The sequence below is a fragment of the Streptomyces sp. NPDC107521 genome, from assembly GCF_055598485.1.
Window position 1 is genome coordinate 74182 of record NZ_JBVKAT010000026.1, and the last position, 24852, is coordinate 99033.

General features: G+C 74.1%; 23 protein-coding genes and 1 tRNA gene. 10 read left to right on the top strand and 14 right to left on the bottom strand.

From position 1 onward, the window contains the following. The first annotated feature begins 49 nt into the window (after nucleotides 1-49). From ACZ7LB_RS28780 to ACZ7LB_RS28805, 6 genes are all read left to right on the top strand, one after another. Complete coding sequence (locus ACZ7LB_RS28780) at nucleotides 50-514, top strand: hypothetical protein (RefSeq protein WP_471472128.1); 465 nt, start codon at nucleotides 50-52, stop codon at nucleotides 512-514. Nucleotides 515-543: 29 nt separating this feature from the next. Then, entirely contained in the window at nucleotides 544-978 is a 435-nt protein-coding gene (locus ACZ7LB_RS28785; protein ID WP_471472129.1) for an NUDIX domain-containing protein, read from the top strand. Between the two features lie 86 nt (nucleotides 979-1064). Next, the gene (locus ACZ7LB_RS28790; RefSeq protein ID WP_471472130.1) at nucleotides 1065-1976 is read left to right on the top strand and encodes a bifunctional DNA primase/polymerase; all 912 of its coding nucleotides are present in this window, start codon (nucleotides 1065-1067) and stop codon (nucleotides 1974-1976) included. Between the two features lie 3 nt (nucleotides 1977-1979). Beyond that, nucleotides 1980-3455: an ATP-binding protein gene (locus tag ACZ7LB_RS28795; RefSeq protein ID WP_471472131.1), complete on the top strand. Its 1476-nt coding sequence runs from the start codon at nucleotides 1980-1982 to the stop codon at nucleotides 3453-3455. Between the two features lie 463 nt (nucleotides 3456-3918). Further along, entirely contained in the window at nucleotides 3919-4104 is a 186-nt protein-coding gene (locus ACZ7LB_RS28800) for a helix-turn-helix transcriptional regulator (RefSeq protein ID WP_471472132.1), read from the top strand. Between the two features lie 57 nt (nucleotides 4105-4161). Beyond that, on the top strand, nucleotides 4162-5541 hold the full coding sequence (locus ACZ7LB_RS28805) for a tyrosine-type recombinase/integrase (RefSeq protein ID WP_471472133.1): 1380 nt from the start codon (nucleotides 4162-4164) through the stop codon (nucleotides 5539-5541). Nucleotides 5542-5715: 174 nt separating this feature from the next. Here the strand turns inward: ACZ7LB_RS28805 and ACZ7LB_RS28810 are convergent. Beyond that, a tRNA-Tyr gene (locus ACZ7LB_RS28810) sits at nucleotides 5716-5797 on the bottom strand. Between the two features lie 235 nt (nucleotides 5798-6032). Here ACZ7LB_RS28810 and ACZ7LB_RS28815 point away from each other — a divergent pair. Further along, nucleotides 6033-6521 carry a YajQ family cyclic di-GMP-binding protein gene (locus tag ACZ7LB_RS28815; RefSeq protein WP_365207592.1) on the top strand — a complete coding sequence of 163 codons (489 nt, stop codon included), beginning with the start codon at nucleotides 6033-6035 and terminating at the stop codon, nucleotides 6519-6521. 282 nt (nucleotides 6522-6803) lie between these two features. Here ACZ7LB_RS28815 and ACZ7LB_RS28820 read toward each other — a convergent pair whose 3' ends face one another. The 13 genes from ACZ7LB_RS28820 to ACZ7LB_RS28880 all read right to left on the bottom strand — a co-directional run bounded on the left by ACZ7LB_RS28820 (nucleotide 6804) and on the right by ACZ7LB_RS28880 (nucleotide 20216). Further along, on the bottom strand, nucleotides 6804-7070 hold the full coding sequence (locus ACZ7LB_RS28820; RefSeq protein WP_471472134.1) for a GlsB/YeaQ/YmgE family stress response membrane protein: 267 nt from the start codon (nucleotides 7068-7070) through the stop codon (nucleotides 6804-6806). A gap of 107 nt (nucleotides 7071-7177) precedes the next feature. Further along, nucleotides 7178-7594 carry a YccF domain-containing protein gene (locus tag ACZ7LB_RS28825; RefSeq protein ID WP_161227914.1) on the bottom strand — a complete coding sequence of 139 codons (417 nt, stop codon included), beginning with the start codon at nucleotides 7592-7594 and terminating at the stop codon, nucleotides 7178-7180. Then, a complete protein-coding gene (gene htpX, locus ACZ7LB_RS28830; protein ID WP_471472135.1) occupies nucleotides 7591-8451 on the bottom strand; it encodes a zinc metalloprotease HtpX in 861 nt (286 codons plus the stop codon). Before htpX ends, ACZ7LB_RS28825 begins: the two co-directional genes overlap by 4 nt. A 724-nt stretch (nucleotides 8452-9175) precedes the next feature. Continuing rightward, complete coding sequence (locus tag ACZ7LB_RS28835) at nucleotides 9176-10840, bottom strand: NADH-quinone oxidoreductase subunit N (RefSeq protein WP_471472136.1); 1665 nt, start codon at nucleotides 10838-10840, stop codon at nucleotides 9176-9178. Beyond that, nucleotides 10837-12411 (bottom strand): complex I subunit 4 family protein, encoded by a 1575-nt coding sequence (locus ACZ7LB_RS28840; protein WP_471472137.1) that lies wholly within the window; start codon nucleotides 12409-12411, stop codon nucleotides 10837-10839. The genes ACZ7LB_RS28835 and ACZ7LB_RS28840 overlap by 4 nt, the downstream gene beginning before the upstream one ends. 6 nt (nucleotides 12412-12417) lie before the next feature. Beyond that, a complete protein-coding gene (locus ACZ7LB_RS28845; protein WP_471472138.1) occupies nucleotides 12418-14412 on the bottom strand; it encodes an NADH-quinone oxidoreductase subunit 5 family protein in 1995 nt (664 codons plus the stop codon). Further along, on the bottom strand, nucleotides 14409-14858 hold the full coding sequence (gene nuoK / locus ACZ7LB_RS28850) for an NADH-quinone oxidoreductase subunit NuoK (RefSeq protein ID WP_471472139.1): 450 nt from the start codon (nucleotides 14856-14858) through the stop codon (nucleotides 14409-14411). The genes ACZ7LB_RS28845 and nuoK overlap by 4 nt, the downstream gene beginning before the upstream one ends. Further along, nucleotides 14858-15553, bottom strand: a complete 696-nt coding sequence (locus ACZ7LB_RS28855) for an NADH-quinone oxidoreductase subunit J family protein (protein WP_471472140.1) — start codon at nucleotides 15551-15553, stop codon at nucleotides 14858-14860. Before ACZ7LB_RS28855 ends, nuoK begins: the two co-directional genes overlap by 1 nt. Continuing rightward, nucleotides 15550-16176, bottom strand: a complete 627-nt coding sequence (locus ACZ7LB_RS28860; RefSeq protein WP_471472141.1) for a NuoI/complex I 23 kDa subunit family protein — start codon at nucleotides 16174-16176, stop codon at nucleotides 15550-15552. The genes ACZ7LB_RS28855 and ACZ7LB_RS28860 overlap by 4 nt, the downstream gene beginning before the upstream one ends. A gap of 2 nt (nucleotides 16177-16178) precedes the next feature. Continuing rightward, nucleotides 16179-17147, bottom strand: a complete 969-nt coding sequence (locus tag ACZ7LB_RS28865) for a complex I subunit 1/NuoH family protein (protein WP_471472142.1) — start codon at nucleotides 17145-17147, stop codon at nucleotides 16179-16181. Beyond that, nucleotides 17144-19105 (bottom strand): NADH-quinone oxidoreductase subunit C, encoded by a 1962-nt coding sequence (locus ACZ7LB_RS28870; protein ID WP_471472143.1) that lies wholly within the window; start codon nucleotides 19103-19105, stop codon nucleotides 17144-17146. The genes ACZ7LB_RS28865 and ACZ7LB_RS28870 overlap by 4 nt, the downstream gene beginning before the upstream one ends. Further along, nucleotides 19102-19815, bottom strand: a complete 714-nt coding sequence (locus ACZ7LB_RS28875; protein ID WP_471472144.1) for an NADH-quinone oxidoreductase subunit B — start codon at nucleotides 19813-19815, stop codon at nucleotides 19102-19104. The genes ACZ7LB_RS28870 and ACZ7LB_RS28875 overlap by 4 nt, the downstream gene beginning before the upstream one ends. After that, on the bottom strand, nucleotides 19806-20216 hold the full coding sequence (locus ACZ7LB_RS28880; protein ID WP_161227905.1) for an NADH-quinone oxidoreductase subunit A: 411 nt from the start codon (nucleotides 20214-20216) through the stop codon (nucleotides 19806-19808). Before ACZ7LB_RS28880 ends, ACZ7LB_RS28875 begins: the two co-directional genes overlap by 10 nt. Nucleotides 20217-20424: 208 nt before the next feature. Between ACZ7LB_RS28880 and ACZ7LB_RS28885 the strand changes: the two genes are divergently transcribed. The 3 genes from ACZ7LB_RS28885 (at nucleotide 20425) to ACZ7LB_RS28895 (ending at nucleotide 24805) form a co-directional block, all read left to right on the top strand. Beyond that, nucleotides 20425-21657: a sensor histidine kinase gene (locus ACZ7LB_RS28885; RefSeq protein WP_471472145.1), complete on the top strand. Its 1233-nt coding sequence runs from the start codon at nucleotides 20425-20427 to the stop codon at nucleotides 21655-21657. Between the two features lie 552 nt (nucleotides 21658-22209). Beyond that, the gene (locus tag ACZ7LB_RS28890) at nucleotides 22210-23586 is read left to right on the top strand and encodes a sensor histidine kinase (protein WP_471472146.1); all 1377 of its coding nucleotides are present in this window, start codon (nucleotides 22210-22212) and stop codon (nucleotides 23584-23586) included. Between the two features lie 547 nt (nucleotides 23587-24133). Beyond that, entirely contained in the window at nucleotides 24134-24805 is a 672-nt protein-coding gene (locus ACZ7LB_RS28895) for a response regulator (RefSeq protein WP_471472147.1), read from the top strand. Nucleotides 24806-24852 lie beyond the last annotated feature (47 nt).

The following is a 24852-nucleotide window of genomic DNA, read 5'->3' on the forward strand; positions in this document are numbered from 1 at the left end:
CGAAGGGTGTGCCCCCGCCTCCCCAACCAAGCACCGGAAGGGATTCCGCATGTACCCCGACCACACCCCGCACGTGCCCGAGCAGCGGGCCGTAGAGGTCCACCAGCCCACCCCACTCCCGCCCGCCGCCGTCGCCCCGGCGCCGGTCGTTGCGGTGCAGCCGGGCGCGGTCCCGGCGGTGGCGAGCATCGTCCTCCCGGACGGCCGCGTCGTCACCGGCTACGCCATCAACCCCGCCCAGCCCGCACCGGCCGCGACCAAGCCGGCCGTCTCCCGCACGGCCGCGAACGTCGCCCTCGGGGGCGTCGGCTTCCTCGCGGTGTCCGGCGGACTGATCCTGCTCACCTCGTTCATCGCCGCGCTCACCGCGTTCATCGGCCAGCTCGTCATCCTGGCCGCCGTCATCTTCGGCGGATGGGTCGCCGTCCAGGTGCTCAGCGCGAGCGGCCACAAGGGCGGCACCACCGTGAACATCCGCAAGGCCGTGTTCAAGCGCAACCACTTCCACGGCTGAACCCGTTCCGCACAGGGAGCGAGAACCGAATGACCGACACCACCGAAACCTTCGAGACCATCCGGTACACCGCCGACGTGGTGTGCATCCGGAGCGGCACAGTCCTCCTGATCGAGCGGGGATGGCCGCCGCACCAGGGACGGCTGGCCTTGCCCGGCGGGCACGTCGACCCCGGCGAGACCTCCCGCGCCGCCGCCGCGCGAGAACTGCTGGAAGAGACCGGCGTCCACGTCGACCCCTGGGACATGGAACTGATCGGCATCTACGACGCCCCCGACCGCGACCCACGCGGCCGATACGTCACCGCCGCCTACCTCGTGACCGTCCCCGACGACACCACCGCCCGCGCCGGGGACGACGCCGCCGCCGTCCGCTGGCTTCCGCTCGAAGACGCCCAGGGTCTCGCGTTCGATCACACCGACATCGTGCTCAACGCGCGGTACCGGCAGAACAGCCCCTTCTAGCTACGCCAAGGGCGGCCCCATTCCGCCAAGAAGCCGGGGCCGCCCTTGCCTGCCAGCGCCCATCAAGGAACTGGAGATACCCCAGCATGACTCAACCCACCGTGATCCGGCGAGTGCCGGACATCCTCCCCTCTCCTACCGGCGGCGGCGTGAGCGCGACGCCGCAGCCCCTGCCCACCGCGTTGAGTCTCGCCGCGGCCAGCGTGCCCGTGCTGCCCCTACGCCGGGACAAGGTGCCGTTCGGCAACTGCACGACGTGCGCGGGCAACGCGTGTGGCGGCCGGCCGAACATGAAGACCCCGGGGCCCTGCCACTGCCCCGGCGTCTGCCATGCCTGGGCCGCCGCCACCACCGACCCGGCCGTCATCGCCTCGCCCCCGTGGGCGGCGGCATGGCGACGGGCCGTGTGCGTCGGCTACCACCCCGGCGGCACCGGCCTGACCGTGGTCGACCTCGACGACGCCGACGCCATCGCCTGGGCCCGTACCACCCTGCCCGCCACCCGGACCGTGCCGACGACGCGCGGTGAGCACTGGATCTACCGGGGCACCATGACCTCCCACAACGCCGTCCGGCCCGGCGTGGACATCAAGTCGGCCATGGCCTACGCCCGCTACCTCGGCGCCGGCACCGGCACCCTCGCCCCCCTCCCCGACACCGTCCGCGCCCTGGCCGTGAAGGAACCGCCCGCCGCCCGGCCCGCACCCCGCCCCGTGCCCGTGCCCGCGTTCTCCGGGCGGGGTCCGTGTCCGCATCGCACGCCTGTCTACCTCGCCCGTGGGATCGCCATGGCCGAACAGCGCATCGCCCAGGCCACCAGCGCCGTCCACGCGACCGTGTACGCCGCGTTCCTGGCGGTGCTGTCCACGCACGGCCGGTGCGGCTGCCTCACCGACACCCACATCGCCCGCCTGTTCACCGCCGCGCAGGCCAAGGGAGAGACGGCCCGGCACTGCACGGACGCGTGGACCAACGCCCGCACGGCGCTGGGGATGTGAGCCGTGTCCGAGGACGAGAAGACCCCAGCGCGTGAGGTCATCACCGCCTACGCACAATCCCACTTCCGGTACTTCCGCACGACCGAGGGCACCGTCTACGCCCAGCGGATCGGCCACCCCGTGGCCCGCCCGATCCGTTCCCAGGGCACGACGGGGAGCCACCGGCAGGAACTCATGGTCGACCTGTTCAACGATGGGGTCGGCGTCTTCAACGGAACCGCCCTGAAGGAGGCGCTCGACTTGATCGAGGCGCTGGCGCTGAGCCAGGACGTGCAGGCAACCCACATCCGGGTCGCCCCCGGGTTCGACGGGGCGACGTGGCTCGACCTGGGCCGCGACGACGGCCAGTCCGTCCGCATCCACCCCAACGGGTGGGAGATCCTCGTACCGGACCCCCGTGAGGTGTGCTGGCGGCGCACCCAGCTCACCGGGGAACTGCCCCTGCCCGCCCGGGACACCGACGGCAAGGGCATCGACCTGCTGCTGAGGCTCACGAACTTCGCCACCGCCGAAACCGAGTGCCTGGCACTGGCCTGGCTCATCGGCTGCCTCGGCCCCTCCGTCCCCGTCCCCGCCCCGTTCCTCACCGGCCCCCAGGGAGCAGGCAAGTCGACGGCCGGCCGGATGCTGGTGAGGGTCATCGAGGGCATGACCGGCGACCTGCGCCGGGCCCCCAAGGACGAAGAGAACCTGATCACCGCCGTCGCCGCCGGATGGGTCACCGCCCTCGACAACCTCTCCCACCTCGCCCCCGACCTCTCCGACCTCATGTGCTGCATCGTCACCGGCGCCGAAAGCATCAAGCGCGCCCTGTTCAGCGACGGCGACGTCGTCCGCTCCCGCTACCGCCGCCCCCTCCTCCTCACCGGCATCGACGTCGGCGTCATCCGCCCCGACCTCGCCGAACGCCTCCTCACCCTCCGCCTGGAACGCCCCCGCGTACGCCGGACCGAGGCCGAACTCTGGACGGAGTTCGAAGCCGCACTCCCCGTCATCCTCGGGTCCCTGCTGGACCTGACCGTGAAGGTGCGGGCAGCACAGGCCGACATCCCGAGCGACCTGCGCATGGCGGACTTCGCCCACCTGTGCGCACAGGTCGACGCCGCGACCGGGTTCCGGACCCTGCCCGCCTACCGGGCCGGTCTGGACGACCTCAACGACGACGTCATCGAGGGCGACCTCCTCGCCCAGGCCGTCCTCAGGCACGCCGCCGCCCTCGACCCCGGCACAACGGACCGGATGACCTCCACGGAATGGCTCCACCGCCTCACCACCCTCTACAGCGGCGACGAATGCCGCACCGTGCCCAAAGGGTGGCCCACCACCGGGAAAGTCCTCTCCGACCGCCTCAAACGCCTCCAGCCCACCCTCAACGCCCGCGGCGTCCTCATCGACTGGGGCCGCACCCGCGAAGGCCGCTACATCGAACTCAACCGCCACACCCCCCACCCCGACCACCAACAACCCCCACTGCACTAACCCCCGGCACAGCCCGAGCAGCCCGACGGCACCGCGGACAAGCAAGAGGAGCACCCGCCCACCCGGGAGCCGGGTGCTCCTCTTGCTGTTCGGCGCAGCCGCCCCCGATGGACGCGCCGCGAGCGGCTCCCCAACCAGCCCTGACCCGCACCACCCCACAACAACCACCACTCCCCTTTTTCCTAAGAAAGGGAAAGCTGCGTCACCCGCGTCACCCACGCACCCGAAACACCACCTGACCAGCCACGGAAGACGTGACACAAGACAGCTCCGGCCGCGTCACCCACCGTCACCCGCGTCACGCCCGTGACACCGCCCGCGTCACGAATGACGCACCCACAAACACCCGCGTCACCACAAAACCCCAGCTCAGCAGCCCTACACGACGCTGCCGACGCAGTGACGCAGAAATCACGACCTCGGACAGAAGCGCCCCGCCGCTCAACCCGTTCCAAGGAGTGCCGTGACCCGAGACCCGAAGCTCAAGCTCCGCGAAGTCCTCGAAGAGATCGAGATGAGCCGAGCCGCCTTCTACCGCATGCGCGCCCGCGGCAAGGCACCCAAGCTCATCAAGCTCCCCAACGGCCAGCTTCGCTGCCGCCGCAGCGACCTCGACGCCTGGTGGGCATCCTTCGAAGAAGCTGCCTGACCGTCACCACTGCGAGAAACGAGGGGCCCGCTTCCGGCGGGCCCCTCTGGAGTTCACATGGCATTGACCTACGACGTCCGTCTCTACTCCATCGAGATCCGCAAGGAACGCCCCAAGCCCTACCGCGTCCAATGGCTGGTCGGAGTACGCAAGCATTCCAAGAGCTACACACTCAAGGCTCAGGCCGAAGGGCGCCGTTCAGAACTCATGGCGGCCGTGCGGCGCGGTGACCAGTTCGACGAGGAGACGGGCCTCCCGGTCTCCGAACTACGCGCCAAACTCGGCTCCATCACGTGGTACGAGCACAGCCGTACGTACGTCGACCGCAAGTGGGCTTTGGCGCCGGCCAAGTCGCGGAAGAACTACGCCGACGCACTGGCGACCATCACCCCCGCACTCGTGAAGACGCGGACGGGGATGCCCGACGTCGCCCTCATGCGCCGCGCGCTCTACGGATGGGCCTACAACCGGAACCGCTGGAACGAGACGCCCCCGGACGACGTGGCCCACGCCCTCGCCTGGGTCGCCAAGCACTCGCTGCCAGTTTCCACTCTGGAGGACCCCGCCACCGTGCGTCTGGCTCTGGACGCGCTCTCCTTGCGGCTCGACGGCAAGGAAGCGGCGCCGCGGACCGCAAAGCGCAAGCGCGCCTGCCTGAGCGACGTGCTCGGGCTCGCCGTCGAGGAGAAGTACTTCGCCGTGCCGGTCAACCCGATCAGTGCCGTGAAGTGGACCGCGCCCAAGTCGGTGGAGGCCGTCGACCCCGAGAGCGTCGCCAACCCCCGCCAGGTCCGCGCACTACTGGCAGGGGTCCGCGGGCAGGGGCCGCGCGGGCGGCACCTGGAAGCCTTCTTCGGCTGCCTGTACTACGCGGCCATGCGCCCCGCCGAGGCCGCCGGGCTGCGCGCAGGCCAGTGCCACCTCCCGGAGACGGGGTGGGGGATGCTTACCCTGCGGGAAGGAGTCGTCCGGGCCGGGCGGAGCTGGACCGACGACGGGACGGCGCACGAGAGGCGCCACCTCAAGGCCCGCGCCAAGAAGGACTCCCGACCGGTGCCGATCCCGCCGCACTTCGTCCGCCTGCTCCGGCAGCACATCGCCACGCACGGCACGGCACCCGACGGCCGTCTCTTCCGGACGAACCGCGACGGCCTGCTACAGGAGACCGGCTACGGAGAGGTCTGGGCCAGGGCCCGCAAGGACGTGCTGAGCGAGGCGGAAACGGCCTCGCTGCTGGCCCGCCGCCCCTACGACCTGAGGCACGCCGGCGTCTCCTTCTGGCTCAGTTCCGGGGTGGACGCTATGGAGTGCGCCCGCCGGGCCGGGCACAGCGTCGCCGTACTGCACAAGGTGTACGCCAAGGTGCTCGATCAGACCCGGGAACACGCCAACAGCCGTATCCAGGCGGCCCTTCGGGAGTGGAACGAGCCGGGGTGATCATGCTCACCCCTGGGGGACACCTGGGGGACACGCACTGATCAGAGACGGGATTCGGGCGGTACGAGGTGAGACACGCCCCCGCCACGACCGCGAGGAATCGAACAGAGTACGACAACGAGAAACCCCCTCCGACCAGCGAGATTCGCTGTTCAGAGGGGGTTTGCCCCAGTGTGGCGGCGCCAGGATTCGAACCTGGGAAGGCTGAGCCGGCAGATTTACAGTCTGCTCCCTTTGGCCGCTCGGGCACACCGCCGGGGGTTGATGCCCTTCGAACCGCTTTTCGGCGGCGCTCTGTGGCAACGACGTAAACAATACCCGATCCGGAGGGGTGCTTCGCCACCTGATTGATCGCCACTCCGGGGGCGGGGGGGTGGCTAGGCTTGTCCGGATGCGGCCGGGGCCCCGGTGGGGCCCGGTGGCCGCCGACGGATACCGGTACGGACGCGTTACGCGGCCCGACACGCACCAGATACAAGGAGCCACAGGACATGGCCGACTCCAGTTTCGACATCGTCTCGAAGGTCGAGCGGCAGGAGGTCGACAACGCCCTCAACCAGGCCGCCAAGGAGATCTCCCAGCGCTACGACTTCAAGAACGTGGGCGCCTCGATCGCGTGGTCCGGGGAGAAGATCCTCATGGAGGCCAACTCCGAGGACCGGGTGAAGGCCATCCTCGACGTCTTCCAGTCCAAGCTGGTCAAGCGCGGCATCTCGCTGAAGGCCCTGGACGCCGGTGAGCCGCAGCTCTCCGGCAAGGAGTACAAGATCTTCGCGTCGATCGAGGAGGGCATCTCCCAGGACAACGCGAAGAAGGTGGCGAAGATCATCCGCGACGAGGGCCCCAAGGGCGTCAAGGCGCAGGTGCAGGGTGACGAGCTGCGGGTCAGCTCCAAGAGCCGGGACGACCTCCAGGCCATCATCTCCCTGCTCAAGGGCAAGGACTTCGACTTCGCCCTGCAGTTCGTCAACTACCGGTAGGACCCCGTGGTCCCGGCCGGGGCGGTAGGAGTCCCCGCCCCGTCCCCCGGGTCGGGGTCACCGCCCCGCCCGTCCCCCGTCGGGGCGGGGTCCGGTGGGACTCGGCGGCCCGGCAGGGCCCCGACGCCCCGGTACGGCCGGGCGCGCCGGGGCGTCGGAAACGGCGGAGGGCGGCACCGTGCGGTGCCGCCCTCTCCGTTGCGTGGGTGGGGCGCCGGTGCCGCGGCCTCCCGCGTACGCGCCCCCGCTTCCCGGGCGCCCGTGGAAGCCCGGCCGCCCGGGTCAGTCGCGGGAGTTGCCGAAGAGCAGGCGGTAGCCGATCAGGAGGACCAGCGAGCCGCCGATGGCCGCCGCCCAGGTCGTGCCGTCGTAGAAGTTCTTGCTGACCGGGTGGTCGAACCAGCGCGACGAGATCCAGCCGCCGATGAAGGCGCCCGCGATGCCGATGAGGGTGGTGCCGATCAGGCCGCCCGGGTCGCGGCCCGGCAGCAGCAGTTTGGCGATGGCTCCGGCCAACAGTCCGAGGATGATCCAGCCGATGACGGTCATGCCGTGACCCTGCCCTTTCTGCCTGTTCCCACACGGGCGCGCCCTCCGTCACCCGCTTCTCGGGGAGGAGGACGTTCCGGGCGGGTCCGGTGGTTGCGCGGCGGACGCTACCAGCCCGTGCCCTGCCCGGGGCCACCGGCGGTGAAGGGCTGGTCGGTGCGCACGATCTCGCGGCCCAGCGGCAGCAGCGACACCGGGATCAGCTTGAAGTTGGCGATGCCCAGCGGGATGCCGATGATCGTGAGGCAGAGCATGAAGCCGGTGACGATGTGGCCGAGGGCCAGCCACCAGCCGGCGAGGACCAGCCACAGCACGTTGCCGACGCAGGACGGCGCGCCCGCGTCCCGGCGCTCGACCGTGGTGTACCCGAAGGGCCACAGGGCGTAGACGCCGATGCGGAAGGCCGCGATGCCGAACGGGATGCCGATGATCGTGATGCAGAGCAGCAGCCCCGCGGCCAGGTAGCCGAGGAAGAGCCAGAAGCCGCTCAGGACGAGCCAGATGATGTTCAGGATGGTCTTCACTGGTGGCCTGCCATCTTCTCCAGGCGGGCGATGCGCTCCGCCATGGGCGGGTGGGTCGAGAACATTTTCGACAATCCCTGTCCCGGACGGAAGGGGTTCGCGATCATCATGTGGCTCGCGGTCTCGATCCGCGGCTCCGGGGGCAGCGGGAGCTGCCGGGTGCCCGCCTCCAGCTTCCGCAGGGCGCCCGCCAGGGCGAGCGGGTCGCCGGTGAGCTGGGCGCCCGACGCGTCGGCCTCGTACTCCCGGGAGCGGCTGATGGCGAGCTGGATCAGGCCGGCGGCGAGCGGGCCGAGGATCATGATGAGCAGCATGCCCAGCAGACCGGGCCCGTCGTCGTCGTTGGAGCGTCCGACCGGGATGAGCCACGCGAAGTTGACCAGGAACATGATCACGGAGGCGAGGGCGCCCGCGACCGACGAGATCAGGATGTCGCGGTTGTAGACGTGGCTCAGCTCGTGGCCGATGACACCGCGCAGCTCCCGCTCGTCCAGCAGGCGCAGGATGCCCTCGGTGCAGCACACGGCCGCGTTGCGCGGGTTGCGGCCGGTCGCGAAGGCGTTCGGCGCCTCCGTGGGCGAGATGTAGAGCCGGGGCATGGGCTGGCGGGCCTGCGTCGACAGCTCGCGGACCATGCGGTACAGCGCCGGGGCCTCGAACTCGCTCACCGGCCGGGCCCGCATCGCGCGCAGGGCGAGCTTGTCGCTGTTCCAGTACGCGTAGGCGTTGGTGCCCAGGGCGACGAGTACGGCGACGACGAGACCCGCCCGGCCGAAGAAGCTGCCGATCAGGATGATGAGCGCGGACAGGCCTCCGAGGAGGACCGCGGTCCTGAGCCCGTTGTGCCGGCGGTGCACGGTGCGCCCTCCAAATCGTGCAGCGGGGGAACCTGCGCTTGCTGGTCTCGCGCGCTGTGGTTGCTTCCTGTCCCGTGATGCCCCTGGTGCCGTGGTCTCGTGTGTGTCACGTCCAGTGGACCCTTACGAACTGGTCAACGCCAGGCGGGGGCCGCCAGTTCCCCGGCGGGCCCGGCGCCGGGGTGCTCCGTACGGGTGAGGGGCCCCGCCGGGCCTCGACGCGCGGGACCACCCGCGCACGGGTGCCCGCTTCCCGGTGGTCGCGTCCCGGGGGCTTCACGACGGACGTCCCTGGCGCGCACGGACGCCCCGCCGGGGTACCGAGGCCGGCCCCGTCCCAGGCGCCGGGCCGGGCCCCGCCCCGAGGTCGCCCGGCCGGACCCCGGCCCCAGGACACCGGGTCGAACACCCCCTCCAGGGCTCCGAGCCGGACACGCCCCCGGGCCCCGGCCCGCGGCCGCCCTCCCACGCGGGTACCGCTCCCCCGGACCAGCTCCAGGAGCACGGACCGCCTCCAGGAACCCCCACCCGGCCCCAGGAACCCCCTTCGGTGCTCCCGGCGCTCCCGGAGCGGCCCCCGGGACGGGGTGCGCTGGAGGGCCCTAGTACTGCACCTCGCCGCGTTGGCGTCGGTCGCCAGGGCTCCGCCCCGACTCCCTCCTCCGCCTCGCGACGCACGGCGCCGGAACCCGCTCCCCGATCCGGCCCGATCCAAACGAACGCCCTAGAACAGGCCGCCCCCGGCGAAGCGCAGGACGAGCTGGGGCGCGCCGGAGAGGACCACCGCGGCGACCGCCGTCACGGCCAGCGCGGCCGCGAGCGGGGCGGGGAGGCGCAGGACGGCGGCCCGCACGCCCGCAGCGTTCCCGGCCCCCGTCCCGGGCGGGGTGGCCGCCCCGCTCCCGGTCCCCACCCCGGCCGGAGTGCCCCCGGCGTCGCCGGAGCCCGTACCGGTGGTGGCGTTCCCGGCGCTCCCGGCGGCCCCTCCGGGCGCGGGGTCCCGGAACAGCAGGGCGGTCCACTGGAGGTAGTAGAACAGCGCGATGACGACGTTGGCGGCCATCACCGCGGCGAGCCAGCCGAGCCCCGCGTCCACGGCGGCGGAGAACACGGTGACCTTGGCGAAGAGGCCGATGACACCGGGCGGCAGCCCCGCCAGGCAGAGCAGGAAGAACGCCATGAGCAGCGCGGTGAGCGGGTGGGCGGCGTACAGCCCCCGGTAGTCGGCGACGCGGTTGCGCGGCCGTCCGCGGCCCACCAGGGCGGCCACGGTGAACGCGCCCAGGTTCACGGCGGCGTACATCAGCGCGTAGGCGACGGTGGAGCCGACGGCGCGCCCGGGGTCGTCGGAGTACCCGGCGGCGGCGATGGGCACCAGGAGGTAGCCCGCCTGGCCGACGGAGGACCAGGCCAGCAGGCGCACCGCGCTGAAGGCGCGGGTGGTGGCCTGGCGCAGGGCGGCGACGTTGCCGACGGTCATGGTGAGCGCCGCCAGCACGGCGAGGGCCGGGCCCCAGGCGTCGGCGTACGACGGGAGGGCGACGACGGTGACCAGGATCAGGCCGCTGAAGCCGACCGCCTTGCCGACGACCGACAGGTAGGCGGCGACGGGCAGGGGGGCGCCGACGTAGGTGTCGGGGACCCAGAAGTGGAACGGCACCGCGGCGGTCTTGAAGGCGAAGCCGACCAGGGTGAGGACGACGCCGGTCTGGGTGAGGACGGCGAACTGCCCGTCGACGTGCTGGACGCGCTCGGCCAGCCGGGTGAGGTGGAGCGTGCCGGTGGTGGCGTACAGGAAGCTGACGCCCAGGAGGCTGACCGCGGTGGCGGTGACCGAGGAGAGGAAGAACTTCAGGGCCGCCTCGGAGGAGCGCCGGTCGCCGCGTCGCAGGCCCACCAGGGCGAAGGCGGGCAGGGAGGCGACCTCCAGGGCGACGATCAGCGTGGCGAGGTCCCGGGCGGCGGGCAGCAGGGCGGCCCCGGCGGCGGAGGAGAGCAGCAGGAACCAGTACTCGCCCTCCGGGAGCCCCCGGTCGGCGTCCTTGAGGGCGGTGAGGGAGAGCAGGGCGGCGAGGAGGGCGCCGCCGAGGACGAGGAGCTGGACGGCGAGGGTGAAGGTGTCCGCGGTGTAGGCGCAGGCGGAGGCGTCGCCGGTGAGGCAGAACGTGGAGCGGTCCTCGCCCGCCAGGGGCAGCAGGGAGAGCGCGGCGAGGGCGAGTCCGGCGACGGCGGCCGGACCGAGGAGGGCCTTGCGGGAGTCCGGGACGAACAGGTCGGCGACGAGGACGGCGAGTCCGGCGAGCGCCGCCAGGGTGGGCGGGGCGACGGCGAGCCAGTCCACGGACTGGACGAGGCTCTGGGCCAGCGGCTGGGCGGCCTGGACGCTCATCGGGTGCCTCCTGCGAGGAGCTGCTGCACGGCCGGGTCGGTCAGCCCGAGGAGGGTCCGGGGCCAGAGTCCGGCGACGACGGTGAGGACGACGAGCGGGGTCCAGGCGGCGAACTCGTACCGGCGGACGTCGGGGAGGCCGGGGGCGTCCCGGTCCACGGCGCCCATGCAGACGCGGCGGACCACGACCAGCAGGTAGGCGGCGGTGAGCAGGGTGCCGGTCGCGGCGACCGCCATGAAGGTGAGGAAGGCCGGGCGGCTGAGCCCCGGGGCCGGGTCGAAGGCGCCGAACAGGGCCAGCATCTCGCCCCAGAACCCGGCCAGTCCGGGCAGGCCGAGGGAGGCGACCGCGGCGAAGGCGAACATGCCGCCCAGGCGCGGCGCCCTGCCGTACAGGGCCGCCCCGGTCCGGTCGGCCAGGGTGTCGAGGTCGGTGGTGCCGGTGCGGTCCTTGAGGGCGCCGACGACGAAGAACAGCAGGCCGGTGATGAGGCCGTGGGCGATGTTGGCGAACAGGGCGCCGTTGACGCCCGTCGGGGTCATGGAGGCGATGCCCAGGAGGACGAAGCCCATGTGGCCGACGGAGGAGTAGGCGATGAGGCGCTTCAGGTCGCCCCTGGCGCCCCGCCGGGCGAGGGCCAGGCAGGCCAGGGAGCCGTAGATGATCCCGACGACGGCGAAGGCGGCCAGGTAGGGCGCGAAGGTGCGGAAGCCCTCCGGCGCGACCGGCAGCAGGATGCGGACGAACCCGTACGTGCCCATCTTCAGCATCACGCCGGCCAGCAGCACCGAGCCGACGGTCGGCGCGGCGGTGTGGGCGTCGGGCAGCCAGCTGTGCAGCGGCCACATCGGGGTCTTCACCGCGAGCCCGATCCCCACCGCGAGTACGGCGATGACCTGCACCGACGTGGTCAGTGACCGGCCGTTGTCAGTGGCCAGTGCCACCATGTCGAAGGTGCCAGCCCTCAGACCGATGAGGAGCAGGCCGAGCAGCATGACGACCGAGCCGAGGAGCGTGTAGAGGACGAACTTCCAGGCCGCCGCGGCCCGGTCCGCGCCGCCCCAGCGGGCGATGAGGAAGTACATCGGGACGAGGACCGTCTCGAAGGCGAGGAAGAACAGGATCAGGTCGAGGACGGCGAAGCTGGCGAGGGTGCCGCACTCCAGGACGAGCAGCAGTGCCACGAAGGCCTTCGGGCTCGGGCCGGACGGCATGTGGAAGTACGAGTAGAGCGCGCAGAGGAAGGTCAGCAGCGCGGTCAGGAGCAGGAGGGGGAGCGAGATGCCGTCGACACCGAGGTGCAGGCGCACGTCGAGGGCGGGGATCCAGGGGACGTCGGTGACGGCCTGCATGTCCGAGGGCCGGTCGTGGTCGAAGCCGAGCACGAGGACGACGGCCGCGGCGAGGACGGCGCCGGTGACGGTGACGCCGTGGCGCAGGACGGCCTGCTCGGGCGATCTCCCCCGCAGACCCGGCGGCGCGGGCAGCAGGGCGGCGGCGGCGCCGAGCAGCGGCCCGGCGACGACGACCGCCAGGAGGACCCGCATCACGGACTCGTTGATATCGATCACGCCTGCTCACGCTCCCGTGGCGACGAGGACGGCGGCGACCGCGAGGACGACGGTGCCGGCGAGCAGCGCGCTCACATAGGTCTGCACATTGCCGGTCTGGGCGCGGCGGGCGGCGGCGCCCAGCCAGCGGGGCAGGGTGCCCGCACCGCGCACATAGGTGTCGACGACCTCCCGGTCCAGGAACCGGACGAGGTCCGCGCCGGCCCGGACCGGGCGGACGAAGAGGGCCGTGTAGAGGGCGTCGAGGTGGAATCCGGCCGCCGCGTGCCGGTGCAGCGGGCCGAGCAGCAGCCGTCCGGGGTCGGCCGGGTCGGTGGCCCCGGCCACGTCGCCGTAGGCGGCCCGGTGGCTGGCGATGACCTCGGCCTCGACCTCTCCGGCGTCCGCGTCGGGGTGGGCGGCGACGGCGCCGAGGGGCACCCGGGCGGCGAGGGCGGTGGTGTGGCGCCAGGCGGCGTAGGTGACGAGGCCGCCGATCAGGGCCACGCCGGTGCCGAGGACGGAGGTGGTGAGGGTGGGGGTGAGGTCCCCGCCGCCGAACCAGTCGGGCAGCCGCCGGAAGGCGAGCCCGCCGAGCGCGAGGGAGGGCAGGGCGAGCACCCAGAGCACGGCGTTCATGGCCATCGGCTGACGGCCGTGGTCCGGGGCCTCGGTGCCCCGGCCGCGGAAGGCCAGCAGCCACAGCCGGGTCGCGTACGCGGCGGTGAGGACGGCGGCGAGCAGCGCGGCGACCAGCACGGTCCAGCCCGCGGCGCCGGGCGCGTGGGCGGTGCGGCCGGTGGCGGCGTGCTCGGCGGCGACCAGCACGGACTCCTTGGAGAAGAAGCCGCTGAAGGGCGGGATCGCGGCGAGGGCGAGCAGGGCCACGGTCATCGTCCAGTAGGCGTCGGGCACGCGGGCGCGCAGGTCGCGCATGCGGGACATGGCGGCCAGCGAGTTGGTGCCGGCGGCGTGGATGACCACCCCGGCGGCGAGGAACAGCAGCGCCTTGAAGGCGCCGTGGGTGAGGAGGTGGAAGACGGCGGCGCCGCGGTCGCCGGTGGCGAGGGCGCCGGTCATGTAGCCGAGCTGGCCGATGGTCGAGTAGGCGAGGACGCGTTTGATGTCGTCCTGGGCGAGCGCGGCCAGGGCCGAGCCGACCATGGTGACGGCGGCCATGACGGCGAGCACGGTCATCGCGGCCGGGGACGCCTCGAAGAGCGGGAGGAGCCGGGCGACGAAGTAGACACCGGCGGCGACCATCGTCGCGGCGTGGATCAGCGCGGAGACGGGGGTGGGGCCCGCCATCGCGTCGGGCAGCCAGGTGTGCAGCGGGAACTGGGCGGACTTGCCCGCGACGCCGGCCAGGAGCAGCAGGGCGATCAGGGTCGGGTGGTCGAGCGAGCCGGAGGCGACGGCGCCGAGGATCCGGGTGATGCGGAAGGAGCCGGTCTCGTGGGCCAGGGCGAGCAGGCCGATCAGGAAGGGGACGTCGCCGAGCTTGGTCACCAGGAAGGCCTTGAGGGAGGCGGCGCGCGCCTCGCGGGTCTCCCAGTAGTGGCCGACCAGGAAGTAGGAGCAGATGCCCATGATCTCCCAGCCGACCAGCAGCACCATCAGGTCGCCGGAGTAGACGACGAGGAACATGGCGGCGGTGAACAGGGAGACGAGGGCGGCGTACGAGGGGTAGCGCGGGTCGTGGCGCAGATAGGCCGTGGAGTAGATCTGCACGCAGCAGGCGACGGTGGCGACGAGCACGGCCACGAGGGCGGCGAAGCCGTCGATGTGCAGGGCCAGTTCGATCGGCACGGAGCCGGTCGGGGTCAGTTCGGTGACGGCGTCGACGGGCCGTCCCCCGCCCTGGCGCGCGGCGACCGCGGCGGCCAGCCCGAGCGAGGCGAGGGTGGGCAGGACGGCGAGCGGGCGGACGAAGCCGGGGGCGGTGCGGCCCAGCAGGAGCCCGGCCAGGGCGCCGAGGAAGGGCAGGACGGGGACGAGTACGGCGAGGGTGGTCGTGGTCACGCGCTGGCCTCTGCCTTCTCGGTGGCCGTTCCGGTCGCGGGGGTGCCGGGGCCGGGCCGTCCGGAGCCCTCGGGGTCGTCGGGTCCGCCGCCGTCGCCGGGCCCGTCGTCGCCGTCGTCGGGGCCGTGGCCCTCGGCGGTGTCGCGGAGCCGGTCGATGTCGGCGGTGCCGCGGGCGCGGTGCACGGCGAGCACGATCGCCAGGCCGATGCCGATCTCGGCGGCGGCGATGGCGATGGTGAACAGGGTCAGGGCCTGGCCGGAGTGCAGGGTCTCCTCGGCGGCGCGGCTGAGCCAGACGTCGAAGGCGACGAGGTTGAGGTTGACGGCGTTGAGCATCAGCTCGACGGACATCAGGACGAGGATCGCGTTGCGGCGGGCGAGGACGCCGTAGACGCCGGTGCAGAAGAGGAGGGCGGAGAGGACGGCGGGATAGGCGAGGTGCATCAGCGCTCGCCCTCCCCGTCGGCGCCGGGGCGGCGGCCGTCGGCGGAGGTCGCGGGGCCGGCGCCGTCGGCCGTGGAAGCCGCGGGTCCGGTGCGGGTGCCGGTGGCGGCGGGGCCGGTGGCCGTGGCCGTGGCCGTGGCGGCGGCGTCCGAGACCGAGTCCGCGGTCCGGCGGGAGAGGACGATGGCGCCGACCAGGGCGGACAGGAGCAGGACCGAGAGCGCCTCGAAGGGGAGCACCCAGTGCTGGAAGAGGAAGGCGCCGGTCACGGCGGTGGACCCGGCGGCGGGGCCGTCCAGGTCTATCCAGGTGGTCCGGAAGGCGTCGGTCACGACCCAGACCAGCGCCGCCGCGGCGGCCACCGCCACGGCGAGGGCGGCCCACCGGTTGCCGGAGTCGGCGTCCGGGGAGCGGCCGATGGGCGCCCGGGTGAGCATCAGGCCGAACAGGATCAGGACGACGACCGACCCGACGTAGATCAGGACCTGCACCCACGCGATGAACTCGGCGGTGAGCAGGAGGTACTCGACCGCCAGCCCGCCGAGGGCCACCACCAGCCACAGGGCGGCGTGCACCAGTTGCCGGGTGGTGACGGTGACCACGGCGGCGCCGAAGGTGACCAGGCCGACGAGGACGAAGGCGATCTCGACGCCGGTCGGGGACAGGAAGCCGGGGTGCGCTGCGGCGAGGGTCACGACTCTCCCTCCGGGGACTCGGGGCGCCCGGCGGACGGTCCGGACGCGGGGCCCGCGGCGGGGCCGGTGCCGGTACTTGTGCCGGGGCCGGGGCCGTCCTGGGCGGCGGCCAGTTTCTCGGCGGTCCGGCGGGCGGCGGCGAGTTCCTTGGGCTCCTCGGCGCCGGGGTCCAGGGCGGGCGGGGCCGGGACCGTCCACATCCACTCGCGGAGCTTGTCCCGCTCGTGGGTCAGCTCGCGGATGTCGGTCTCGGCGTACTCGAACTCCGGGGACCAGAACAGCGCGTCGAAGGGGCAGACCTCGATGCAGATGCCGCAGTACATGCACAGGGAGAAGTCGATGGCGAACCGGTCGAGGACGTTCCGGCTGCGCTCGCGGCCGCCGGGGACGGCGGCCGGGACGGTCTCCTTGTGGGAGTCGATGTAGATGCACCAGTCGGGGCACTCGCGGGCGCAGAGCATGCAGACCGTGCAGTTCTCCTCGAACAGCCCGATCACCCCGCGGGTGCGGGGCGGCAGGTCCGGCTGGGTCTCCGGGTACTGCTCGGTGACGGTCTTCCGCGTCATCGTGCGCAGGGTGACGGCCAGGCCCTTGGCCAGCCCTGAGCCGGGGATGGGGGACATGGTTACCGGATCACCACCTTGACGATGCCGGTGAGGGCGATCTGGGCGAGGGCGAGGGGGACGAGGACCGTCCAGGAGAGCTTCTGGAGCTGGTCCTCGCGCAGCCGCGGGTAGGTCACGCGCAGCCAGATGACGACGAAGGCGAGCAGGGCGGTCTTCAGCAGGGTCCACACCCAGCCGAGCCCGTCGGCGCCCCAGGGGCCGTGCCAGCCGCCCAGGAAGAGGACGGTGGTCAGCCCGCACAGCACGACGATGCCCGCGTACTCGGCGAGCAGGAACAGCGCGAAGCGCAGCCCGGTGTACTCGGTGTAGGCGCCGAAGATGATCTCCGAGTCGGCGACCGGCATGTCGAACGGCGGTCGCTGGAGCTCCGCGAGACCGGCGACGAAGAAGACCAGCGCGCCCACGGCCTGCCAGGGCAGCCACCACCACTGGAAGGCGTCCAGGATGCCGATGAGCGAGACCGTGCCCGCCGCCATGGCGACGGAGGCGGCGGCGAGCAGCATCGGCAGCTCGTACGCGAGGAGCTGGGCGGCGGTGCGCAGGCCGCCGAGCAGGGAGAACTTGTTGGCGGAGGCCCAGCCGGCCATGAGCGAGCCCAGGATGCCGACGCCCATCACGGCGAGGACGAAGAAGACGCCCGCGTCGACCGCCTGGCCGACCGCCCCCTCACCGGGGCCGACCGGGATGACCAGCACCACCAGCAGGTAGGGCAGCAGGGCGACGGCGGGGGCGAGCTGGAAGACGCGGCGGTCGGCGTCGGCCGGGACCACGTCCTCCTTCTGCGCGAACTTCACGCCGTCCGCGACGAGTTGCGCCCAGCCGTGGAAGCCGCCCGCGTACATCGGGCCGAGGCGGCCCTGCATGTGCGCCATCACCTTGTGCTCCGTCTGCCCGACGAGGAGGGGGAGGACGAGGAAGGCGACGAACACGACCAGGAGCCGCAGGGTGACGTCGAGCACGTCGTTCACCGCGGGCCTCCTGGGGAGTTCGGCCGGTCCGGCCGGCCGGGACGGTGCGGACCGGGGGGCGGGGTGTCGGGGTCGTCGGGGGACGGGGACGGGGGTGTGGCCGGGGACGGCGGCTCGGGGGCGCCCGGGGCACCGTCGTCCGGGGCGGCGGGGACCTCCGGAGCCGCCGGGGTTCCGGGGCCCTGCGGAGCCGCCGGGGTGCCGGAAGCCTCGGGAGACGCCGGGGGCTCGGGGGCGCCGGAGTCAGGGGCGCCGGGCCCCTCGTCACCGTGCGGCGCGGGTTCCCCCCCGGCCGGGCGCTCCGGCCGGGACGGGGGCGAGGTCCGCGTCGCGGGGGCCGCCTCCGGCCCGGGGGCCGCCGCGGGCTCAGAGGCCGCCGCCGCGGGCTCGGTGGGCGCCACCGCGGGCTCAGAGGCCGGCTCCCGCTCGGAGACCGCGCCGGGTACGGCGGTGTCATGGGGTCCGGGGGCTGCCTCCGGCCCGGAGGGCGCCGCGGATGAAGTGCCCTCTTCCGGCACGGAGGTCGCCTCGGACGAGGTGGTCCCTCCCGGCACGGAGGTCGCCTCCGGCCCGGAGGGCTCCTCCGGCTCGGGGGTGCCGTCCGCCCCGGGGGTGCCCTCCTGCGAGGAGCCCCGCTCGGTTCCGCCGGTCGGCGAGGAGCCGTGCTCCCGCACGGGCCGTCCGCCGCCCTCGGTGTCCGCCCCGCGGTCCCCGTCGCGTACGGGTTCGTCGAAGGCCGGGCGGGCGTGGTGCCAGGGGGCGTCCGGGCTGCGGGACGCGCCGGGCGCGGCGGCCGAGGCCCCCGAGTCGGGGGTGTGTCCAGCGGGGCCGGATTCCGTGGGAGCCGGGGCCCCGGAGGGGGCCGACCCGGCGGCGGGCCCGGTGGACCCGGGCTCGGTGGGCGTGGACTCGGCGGTGCCGGGCTCGGTCTGCGCGGGCCCGGCGGTGCCGGACTCGGCGGACGCGGGCTCGGCAGGACCCGGCCCGGTCGGTGCGGGCCCGGCGGGGGCCGGGCGTTGGGAGGCCGAGCCCTCGCCGGCGCTGCGGGACCGCCGCGCGGGGCGCTGACTCGCGGAGCCCTCCGAGGCGGACCGGGAGCGGCGCGGTGCCGGTGCCGGGGTCCCCGACGGGGTCGCGTCCGGGGAGCCCGGGGCCCCCGGGGCCGGTGCCGGTGCCGAAGGCTCCGCGGGAACTGCCGGTGCCGAGGGGGTCGCCCCGCCCGGGGACGTCACCGGTGCCGTCTGGCCGGCGGAGCCCCCGGCGGCCGTACGGGCACGCCGGACCGGCCGCTCCCCCGCGGTCCCGGCGGCTCCCGCGTCCGCCGCACGACCGGCACCCGCGCCCGCCGCGCGCCCCGCAGCCCGCGCCGGGCGGGCCGGAGCCGCGGGGAGCCGGCCCTTGAGGGGACCCCACTCGTTCGGGTCGGGCACCCCCGGCGGCAGCATCTGGCGGCGCCGGGGCCCGCCGTGCTCGGACTCGCCGGGCTCCTTGGCACCGGGCCACGCCTTGGCGACCCGGGCGGCGAGCACGAAGTCCTTGCGCAGGGGGTGGCCCTCGAAGCCCTCCGGCAGCAGCAGGTGGTCCAGCCCGGGGTGGTCCTCGAAGACGACGCCGAACATCTCGTGGGTCTCGCGCTCGTGCCAGGCCGCGCCCGCGTACACCGCGACGGCGGTCGGCAGGACGGGCTCCCCGTGCGGGACCGTGGTGCGCAGCAGCAGCCGCCGCACCGGGGCGAGGGCGGCGACGTGGGCCGCGACGCGGAAGCCCGCGCCCGGTTCGTCGACCGCGCTCAGCCAGTCGAAGTAGGTGCAGCCCAGCCGGTCCCGGGCCGTCCCCAGGGCGGTGATCCAGGACTCCGGGGGGACGTCCACGGTCAGGACGTCGTACGACTCCTCGGCCGCGGCCCCGGCGCCGAACAGTTCCTCGGCACCGGCGGGCAGCCATCCGACCGCGCTCATCCCGTCTCTCCCGAACCCGAACCCGAACCCGGCCCCGTGTCCGTCCCCGGACCCGTACCGGACCCCGAACCCGAACCGGACGCGGAGCCAGCGCCGGGGCCGGACTCCGGACCGGCGCCCGGCGCCCGACCCGGTCCCCGCACCAGCCCGCTCCGCAGCGCCGCCGCCGACGGCCGGTCGGACGCCCCGTACCGCTCCGCCAGCGACTCCCGCGCGATCCTCTCCTGGAGCTTGAGGATGCCCTGGAGCAGCGCCTCGGGCCTCGGCGGGCACCCGGGGACGTAGACGTCGACGGGAATGATCTGGTCGACGCCCTTGGTCACGGAGTACGAATCCCAGTACGGGCCGCCGCAGTTGGAGCAGGCGCCGAAGGAGATGACGTACTTCGGCTCGGGCATCTGCTCGTGGAGCCGCTTGACGGCCGGGGCCATCTTGTCGGTGACCGTGCCCGAGACCACCATCAGGTCGGCCTGGCGCGGGCCGGGCGCGAAGGGGATCACACCGAGCCGGATGAAGTCGTGGCGGGCCATCGACGCGGCGATGAACTCGATGGCGCAGCAGGCGAGTCCGAAGTTGAAGACCCAGAGCGAGTACCGGCGCCCCCAGTTGAGGACGACCTTCATGGGTTCGGGGGCGAGCCGGGCGAGCGCGCCGAGCCGCTTCGGCTCCGGCAGCGGCACCGGCCCGGGGGCGGCGGGGTTCACGTCCACGACATGACGCCCTTCTTGTAGGCGTACAGCAGGCCCACGGTCAGAAAGCCGAGGAAGACGAACATCTCCACGAGGGTCGTCGCACCGTAGCCGGGCGCGGCGAAGACCGTGGCCCAGGGGAACAGGAAGATCGAGTCGACGGCGAAGACGACGTAGAGGAACGCGTAGACGTAGTAGCGGACCTGGGTGTGCGCCCAGCCCTCGCCGACCGGGTCGACCCCGCACTCGTACGTCATGAGCTTCTCGGGCGTCGGGACCACGGGACGCAGCAGCCGCCCCGCCCCGAACGCCACGGCGACGAAGAGCACGCCGACGACGGCGAGCACGCCGACGACCGCGTAGGACCGGAAGTGGTCCGCCGCGACGACGACCGTCGCCCCGGCGGTGATCGGCTCCGCCACGTCCGCCCCCTCGCTCCCTGCCGCGGCGCCGCGCGGCGGTTCCGCGCGCCGCTCTCCGACGATTTCCGTACGCACGGGAGTCTAGGCCCTGATAAAGGGACGGTAAGCAGCCCGTCGGCCCCGGGGACGCGGGGTGGGGTTTTCCCCCGCCCGTCCCCGGCGGCCCCCCTCATGGCATCGCGCGGGCCCGCACGGCACGCTGGCCGGTATGACCGAACACCTCTCGCGGCCGGCCGGGGCCGGCCCGGCGGACGACGACCGGCCGCCGCCCGCCCGTTTCGCCTACGACGGAACGACCTGGCGGGAGATCGCGCATCTGCTGGCCAACCTCCCGATGGCCCTGATCGGGTTCACCTACGTCGTGACGGTGCTGGTCACCGGGATCGGACTGACGGTCACGGTGGTCGGGCTGCCCCTGCTGGCGCTCGGGCTGCTCGGCGCGCGCCGGATCGGCAAGCTGGAACGGGCCCGCGCCCGCGCGCTGCTCGGGGTGCGGGTGGAGGAGCCGAGCCCGCTGCCGACGCACGTCGCGGACGGCTTCCTGCCCCGGCTGTGGATGGCGCTGAAGGACCCGGTGGGCTGGCGCACCATGCTGTACGACCTGATCCGGCTCCCCTGGGGCATCCTCACCTTCGTCATCACGCTGACCTCGCTGTTCGTGCTGTGGCCGGTGCTGCCCTTCCTGGCCCGCGCCCTGGCCAACGCGGACCGGGCGATGGTGCGGGCGCTGCTGTCGCCCTCCGACGAGCTGGAGCGGCGCATCGCGGAGCTGGAGTCGGACCGGGGCGTGGTGGTCGACACGGCCGCGGCCGACCTGCGCCGGATCGAACGCGACCTGCACGACGGCGCCCAGGCCCGCCTGGTCAACCTGGCGATGGGGCTGGGCCTGGCCAAGGAGAAGCTGCTGGAGGACCCGGACGCGGCGGCGGCGATGGTCGACGAGGCGCACGGCGAGGTGAAGCTGGCCCTCCAGGAGCTGCGCGACCTGGCCCGGGGCATCCACCCGGCGGTGCTGACCGACCGGGGCCTGGACGCGGCCCTGTCCTCCGTCGCCTCCCGCTGCACGGTGCCGGTGCGGGTGACGGTCGACGTGACGGAGCGCCCGGCGGCGGCCATCGAGGGCATCGCCTACTTCACCGTCTCGGAGCTGCTCCAGAACGTCAGCAAGCACAGCGGGGCGCGGACCGCGTCGGTGGAGGTCTGGCGGTCGGCGGACCGGCTGATGCTCCAGGTCGTGGACGACGGGCGCGGGGGCGCGCGGCTGGACGCCGGTTCGGGCATGCGGGGCCTGGCGGACCGGCTGGGCGCGGTCGACGGGCTGTTCGCCGTGGACTCGCCGCCCGGCGGGCCCACGACCGTCACCGCCGAGCTGCCCTGGCGCGACCGCACCGACGCGGGCGGTGCCGGCGCCCCCGCCGGACGGGCCCGGCGCGGGCGGTAGCGGACGGCGGGGCGGACGCGAGACCGGAGGCCCGGGGCGAGGGCGCGGGGCGGGGCGCGAGGGCGCGGGGCGGGGTGCGAGGGCGCGGGACGGGGTGCGGCCGTGGTGCCGAACCCGGCACGACGCGCGGGCGCGGGACGGGAGCCCGGCGCGGGACGCGGGACGGGAGCCCGGCGCGGGACGCGGGACGGGAGCCCGGCGCGGGACGCGGGACGGGAGTCCAGGGGACGAGCCCCTGGGCCCGGGCATCCGGGCAACCGGGCAACCGGGCAACCGGGAACAGGGGCCGGAAGCACCCCCCGGCGGCGCCCCCCGCCCCCCGGGTCGGGCCCTCGTGGCCCAGGGGGTGGGGAAAACCCCCGGCCCGAGACGCCGACGGGCTCCATGGCCCGCCGCCCCGCGGTGGAACAGGGTGGTGGGTACGACGGCACAGCCGTGGAACGGCGGTACGGCGGCCGTACCGCAGCCGGCGCCCGAGGGCGTCCCGGCCCGGCACACGGCCGGGCGGCGGCGCGGGACGACAGGACCAGGACGAGGAGAGGGACGGCACCGATGGCCACGGAGTACGGACAGGACCACGGGTTCGGCGGCGGCCCCGGCCTCCTCGGGGACGCCGGCCGCCCGCACCCCCGCACGCACCGGCTGCCCGCCGGGCTGCGGGCCCCGTTCGAGGCGCGCAGCTGGCGGGAGTTCGGCCATGTACTGCTGGGCCTGCCGATCGGCATCCTGCTGTTCACCTACGCCGTCACCATGGTCTCGCTGGGGGCGGGCCTGCTGGTGACGTTCCTGGGCGTGCCGGTGCTCGCCGCCGCGCTCGCCGGATGCCGGGGCCTCGGCGCGATGGAGCGGGCTCGGGCCCGCGCGCTGCTCGGGCTGCGGGTGGGCGAGCCGGAGCCGCTGCGTCCGGCGAAGCGGGGGGCGATGTCCTGGATGGGGGCCGTCCTCAGGAGCGGCTCCTCCTGGCGGAGCCTGCTGTACGCGCTGCTGCACATGCCCTGGGCGGTGTTCTCCTTCTCCGTCGCGGTGGTGATGTGGAGCTGCGCGCTCACGCTGCTCACGTACCCGCTCTGGTTCTGGGTGCTCCCGGCGTACGCGGGCCAGAGCGGCATCCAGCTCTACGGCGACGAGACGCACGCGGTCTTCCTGGACAACCCCTTCGAGATCACCGTCACGGCGCTGGTCGGGCTGCTGGTCACGCTGGCCGCGCCGTGGGTCGTGCGGGCCCTGACGACGGTGGACCGGCTGATGGTCATCGGGCTGCTGGGGCCGTCGCCGCTGGCGACCCGGGTGGTGGAGCTGGAGTCGGACCGGGGCGTGGTGGTCGACACGGCCGCGGCCGACCTGCGCCGCATCGAGCGCGACCTGCACGACGGCGCCCAGGCCCGTCTGGTCACCCTGGCCATGGACCTGGGGCTGGCGAAGGAGAAGCTGAGGGAGGACCCGGAGGCGGCGGCGCGCATGGTGGACGAGGCGCACGGCGAGGTGAAGACCGCGCTCCAGGAGCTGCGGGACCTGGCCCGGGGCATCCACCCGGCGGTGCTGACCGACCGGGGCCTGGACGCCGCGCTGTCCTCCGTCGCCTCGCGCTGCCCGGTGCCGGTGCGGGTCGAGGTGGACCTGGCGGAGCGCCCCGCCTCGGCCATCGAGGGCATCGCCTACTTCACCGTCTCGGAGCTGCTCCAGAACGTCGGCAAGCACGCGCGGGCCCGCTCGGCGGCGGTCGAGGTGTGGCGCGCCGGGGACCGGCTGATGCTCCAGGTCACGGACGACGGCGTGGGCGGGGCGGACCCGTCCGGCGGTTCGGGGCTGACCGGGCTGGCGGAGCGGCTCGGCGCGGTGGACGGCATCCTCGTGGTGGACTCCCCCGCCGGGGGCCCGACGCGGGTGACGGCCGAGCTGCCCTGGCGCGACGCGCTCACCACCCACTGAGCCGCGGGGCCGGGCGTCCGGGCCCGGGCCCGGTGCCGCGGGCCCCGACCGGGGCGGCACGCCGCTGGGCCGCGTCGGCGCCGCACGGCGGTCCGGACCGCCCGGGGCGAGCGCGCCCGAGGGGCACGGCGGGGCCGCCGCCCTGCCGGGACCGGCCCGCCGCCCCGGGACCCCGTGGGTTCCCGGGGCTGCCGTGTTCCGGAGCCGCCGGTTCCGCGGAGCCCTCCGGTTCCCCGGACCGGTGGGTGCCCGGACCGGTGGGTGCCCGGACCGGTGGGTGCCCGGACCCGGCGGCCCCGGGGCGGCTTCCCGGGCCCGCCCGGGTGCCGGGCCCCGGCCCGCTCGCGGACGCCCCGTCCGGTCCCGCAACTCACGCCCGTCGCTCCCCGTCGCTCCCCGTCGTGCCCCCGGCACGCCCCGTCGCCCCCGCCACACCCCGTCGCCGATGCTGGGATGCTGTACCTGTCGCACGGACCGTGCGCGGACGCGGAACCGGCCGCGCCGGGCGGTCCGCGGGCACGGAACGGCACATGGGGGGACGGGGAACGTGGAGGACAGGGTGCGCGTGGTCATCGCCGAGGATTCGGTGCTCCTCAGGGAGGGGCTGACCCGGTTGCTGACCGACCGGGGACACGACGTGGTCGCCGGGGTCGGCGACGGCGAGGCCCTGATCAGGACCATCGCGGAGCTGCACGCCGGGGACGGGCTGCCGGACGTGGTGGTGGCGGACGTGCGGATGCCGCCGACGCACACCGACGAGGGCGTGCGGGCGGCCGTGCAGCTGCGCAGGACCCACCCCGGGCTCGGGGTGCTGGTGCTCTCCCAGTACGTGGAGGAGCGGTACGCCACCGAACTGCTGGCGGGCTCCAGCCGCGGGGTCGGCTACCTGCTCAAGGACCGGGTGGCCGACGTCCGCGAGTTCGTGGACGCGGTGGTCCGGGTGGCCCGGGGCGGCACGGCGCTCGACCCCGAGGTCGTGGCACAGCTCCTCGGCCGCAGCCGCAAGCAGGACGTGCTGGCCGGGCTGACCCCGCGCGAGCGGGAGGTGCTGGGGCTGATGGCCGAGGGCCGGACCAACTCCGCCGTCGCCCGCCGGCTCGTGGTCAGCGACGGGGCGGTCGAGAAGCACGTCAGCAACATCTTCCTCAAGCTGGGACTGTCCCCCAGCGAAGGCGACCACCGGCGGGTGCTGGCCGTCCTGACCTACCTCAACTCCTGACCCCGGGGCGTCGCGCGCGCCCCCGTGGGCGCCCTCGGGAGGGCCCC

Bases quoted from the DNA above. Each gene is read 5' to 3' on its own strand.
- ACZ7LB_RS28820 (WP_471472134.1), bottom strand. From the start codon at position 7,070: ATGACCGTCATCGGCTGGATCATCCTCGGACTGTTGGCCGGAGCCATC.
- ACZ7LB_RS28805 (WP_471472133.1), top strand. From the start codon at position 4,162: ATGGCATTGACCTACGACGTCCGTCTCTACTCCATCGAGATCCGCAAG.
- ACZ7LB_RS28780 (WP_471472128.1), top strand. From the start codon at position 50: ATGTACCCCGACCACACCCCGCACGTGCCCGAGCAGCGGGCCGTAGAG.
- ACZ7LB_RS28885 (WP_471472145.1), top strand. From the start codon at position 20,425: ATGACCGAACACCTCTCGCGGCCGGCCGGGGCCGGCCCGGCGGACGAC.
- nuoK (WP_471472139.1), bottom strand. From the start codon at position 14,858: ATGCACCTCGCCTATCCCGCCGTCCTCTCCGCCCTCCTCTTCTGCACC.
- ACZ7LB_RS28860 (WP_471472141.1), bottom strand. From the start codon at position 16,176: ATGTCCCCCATCCCCGGCTCAGGGCTGGCCAAGGGCCTGGCCGTCACC.
- ACZ7LB_RS28890 (WP_471472146.1), top strand. From the start codon at position 22,210: ATGGCCACGGAGTACGGACAGGACCACGGGTTCGGCGGCGGCCCCGGC.
- ACZ7LB_RS28870 (WP_471472143.1), bottom strand. From the start codon at position 19,105: ATGAGCGCGGTCGGATGGCTGCCCGCCGGTGCCGAGGAACTGTTCGGC.
- ACZ7LB_RS28815 (WP_365207592.1), top strand. From the start codon at position 6,033: ATGGCCGACTCCAGTTTCGACATCGTCTCGAAGGTCGAGCGGCAGGAG.
- ACZ7LB_RS28785 (WP_471472129.1), top strand. From the start codon at position 544: ATGACCGACACCACCGAAACCTTCGAGACCATCCGGTACACCGCCGAC.
- ACZ7LB_RS28835 (WP_471472136.1), bottom strand. From the start codon at position 10,840: ATGAGCGTCCAGGCCGCCCAGCCGCTGGCCCAGAGCCTCGTCCAGTCC.
- ACZ7LB_RS28790 (WP_471472130.1), top strand. From the start codon at position 1,065: ATGACTCAACCCACCGTGATCCGGCGAGTGCCGGACATCCTCCCCTCT.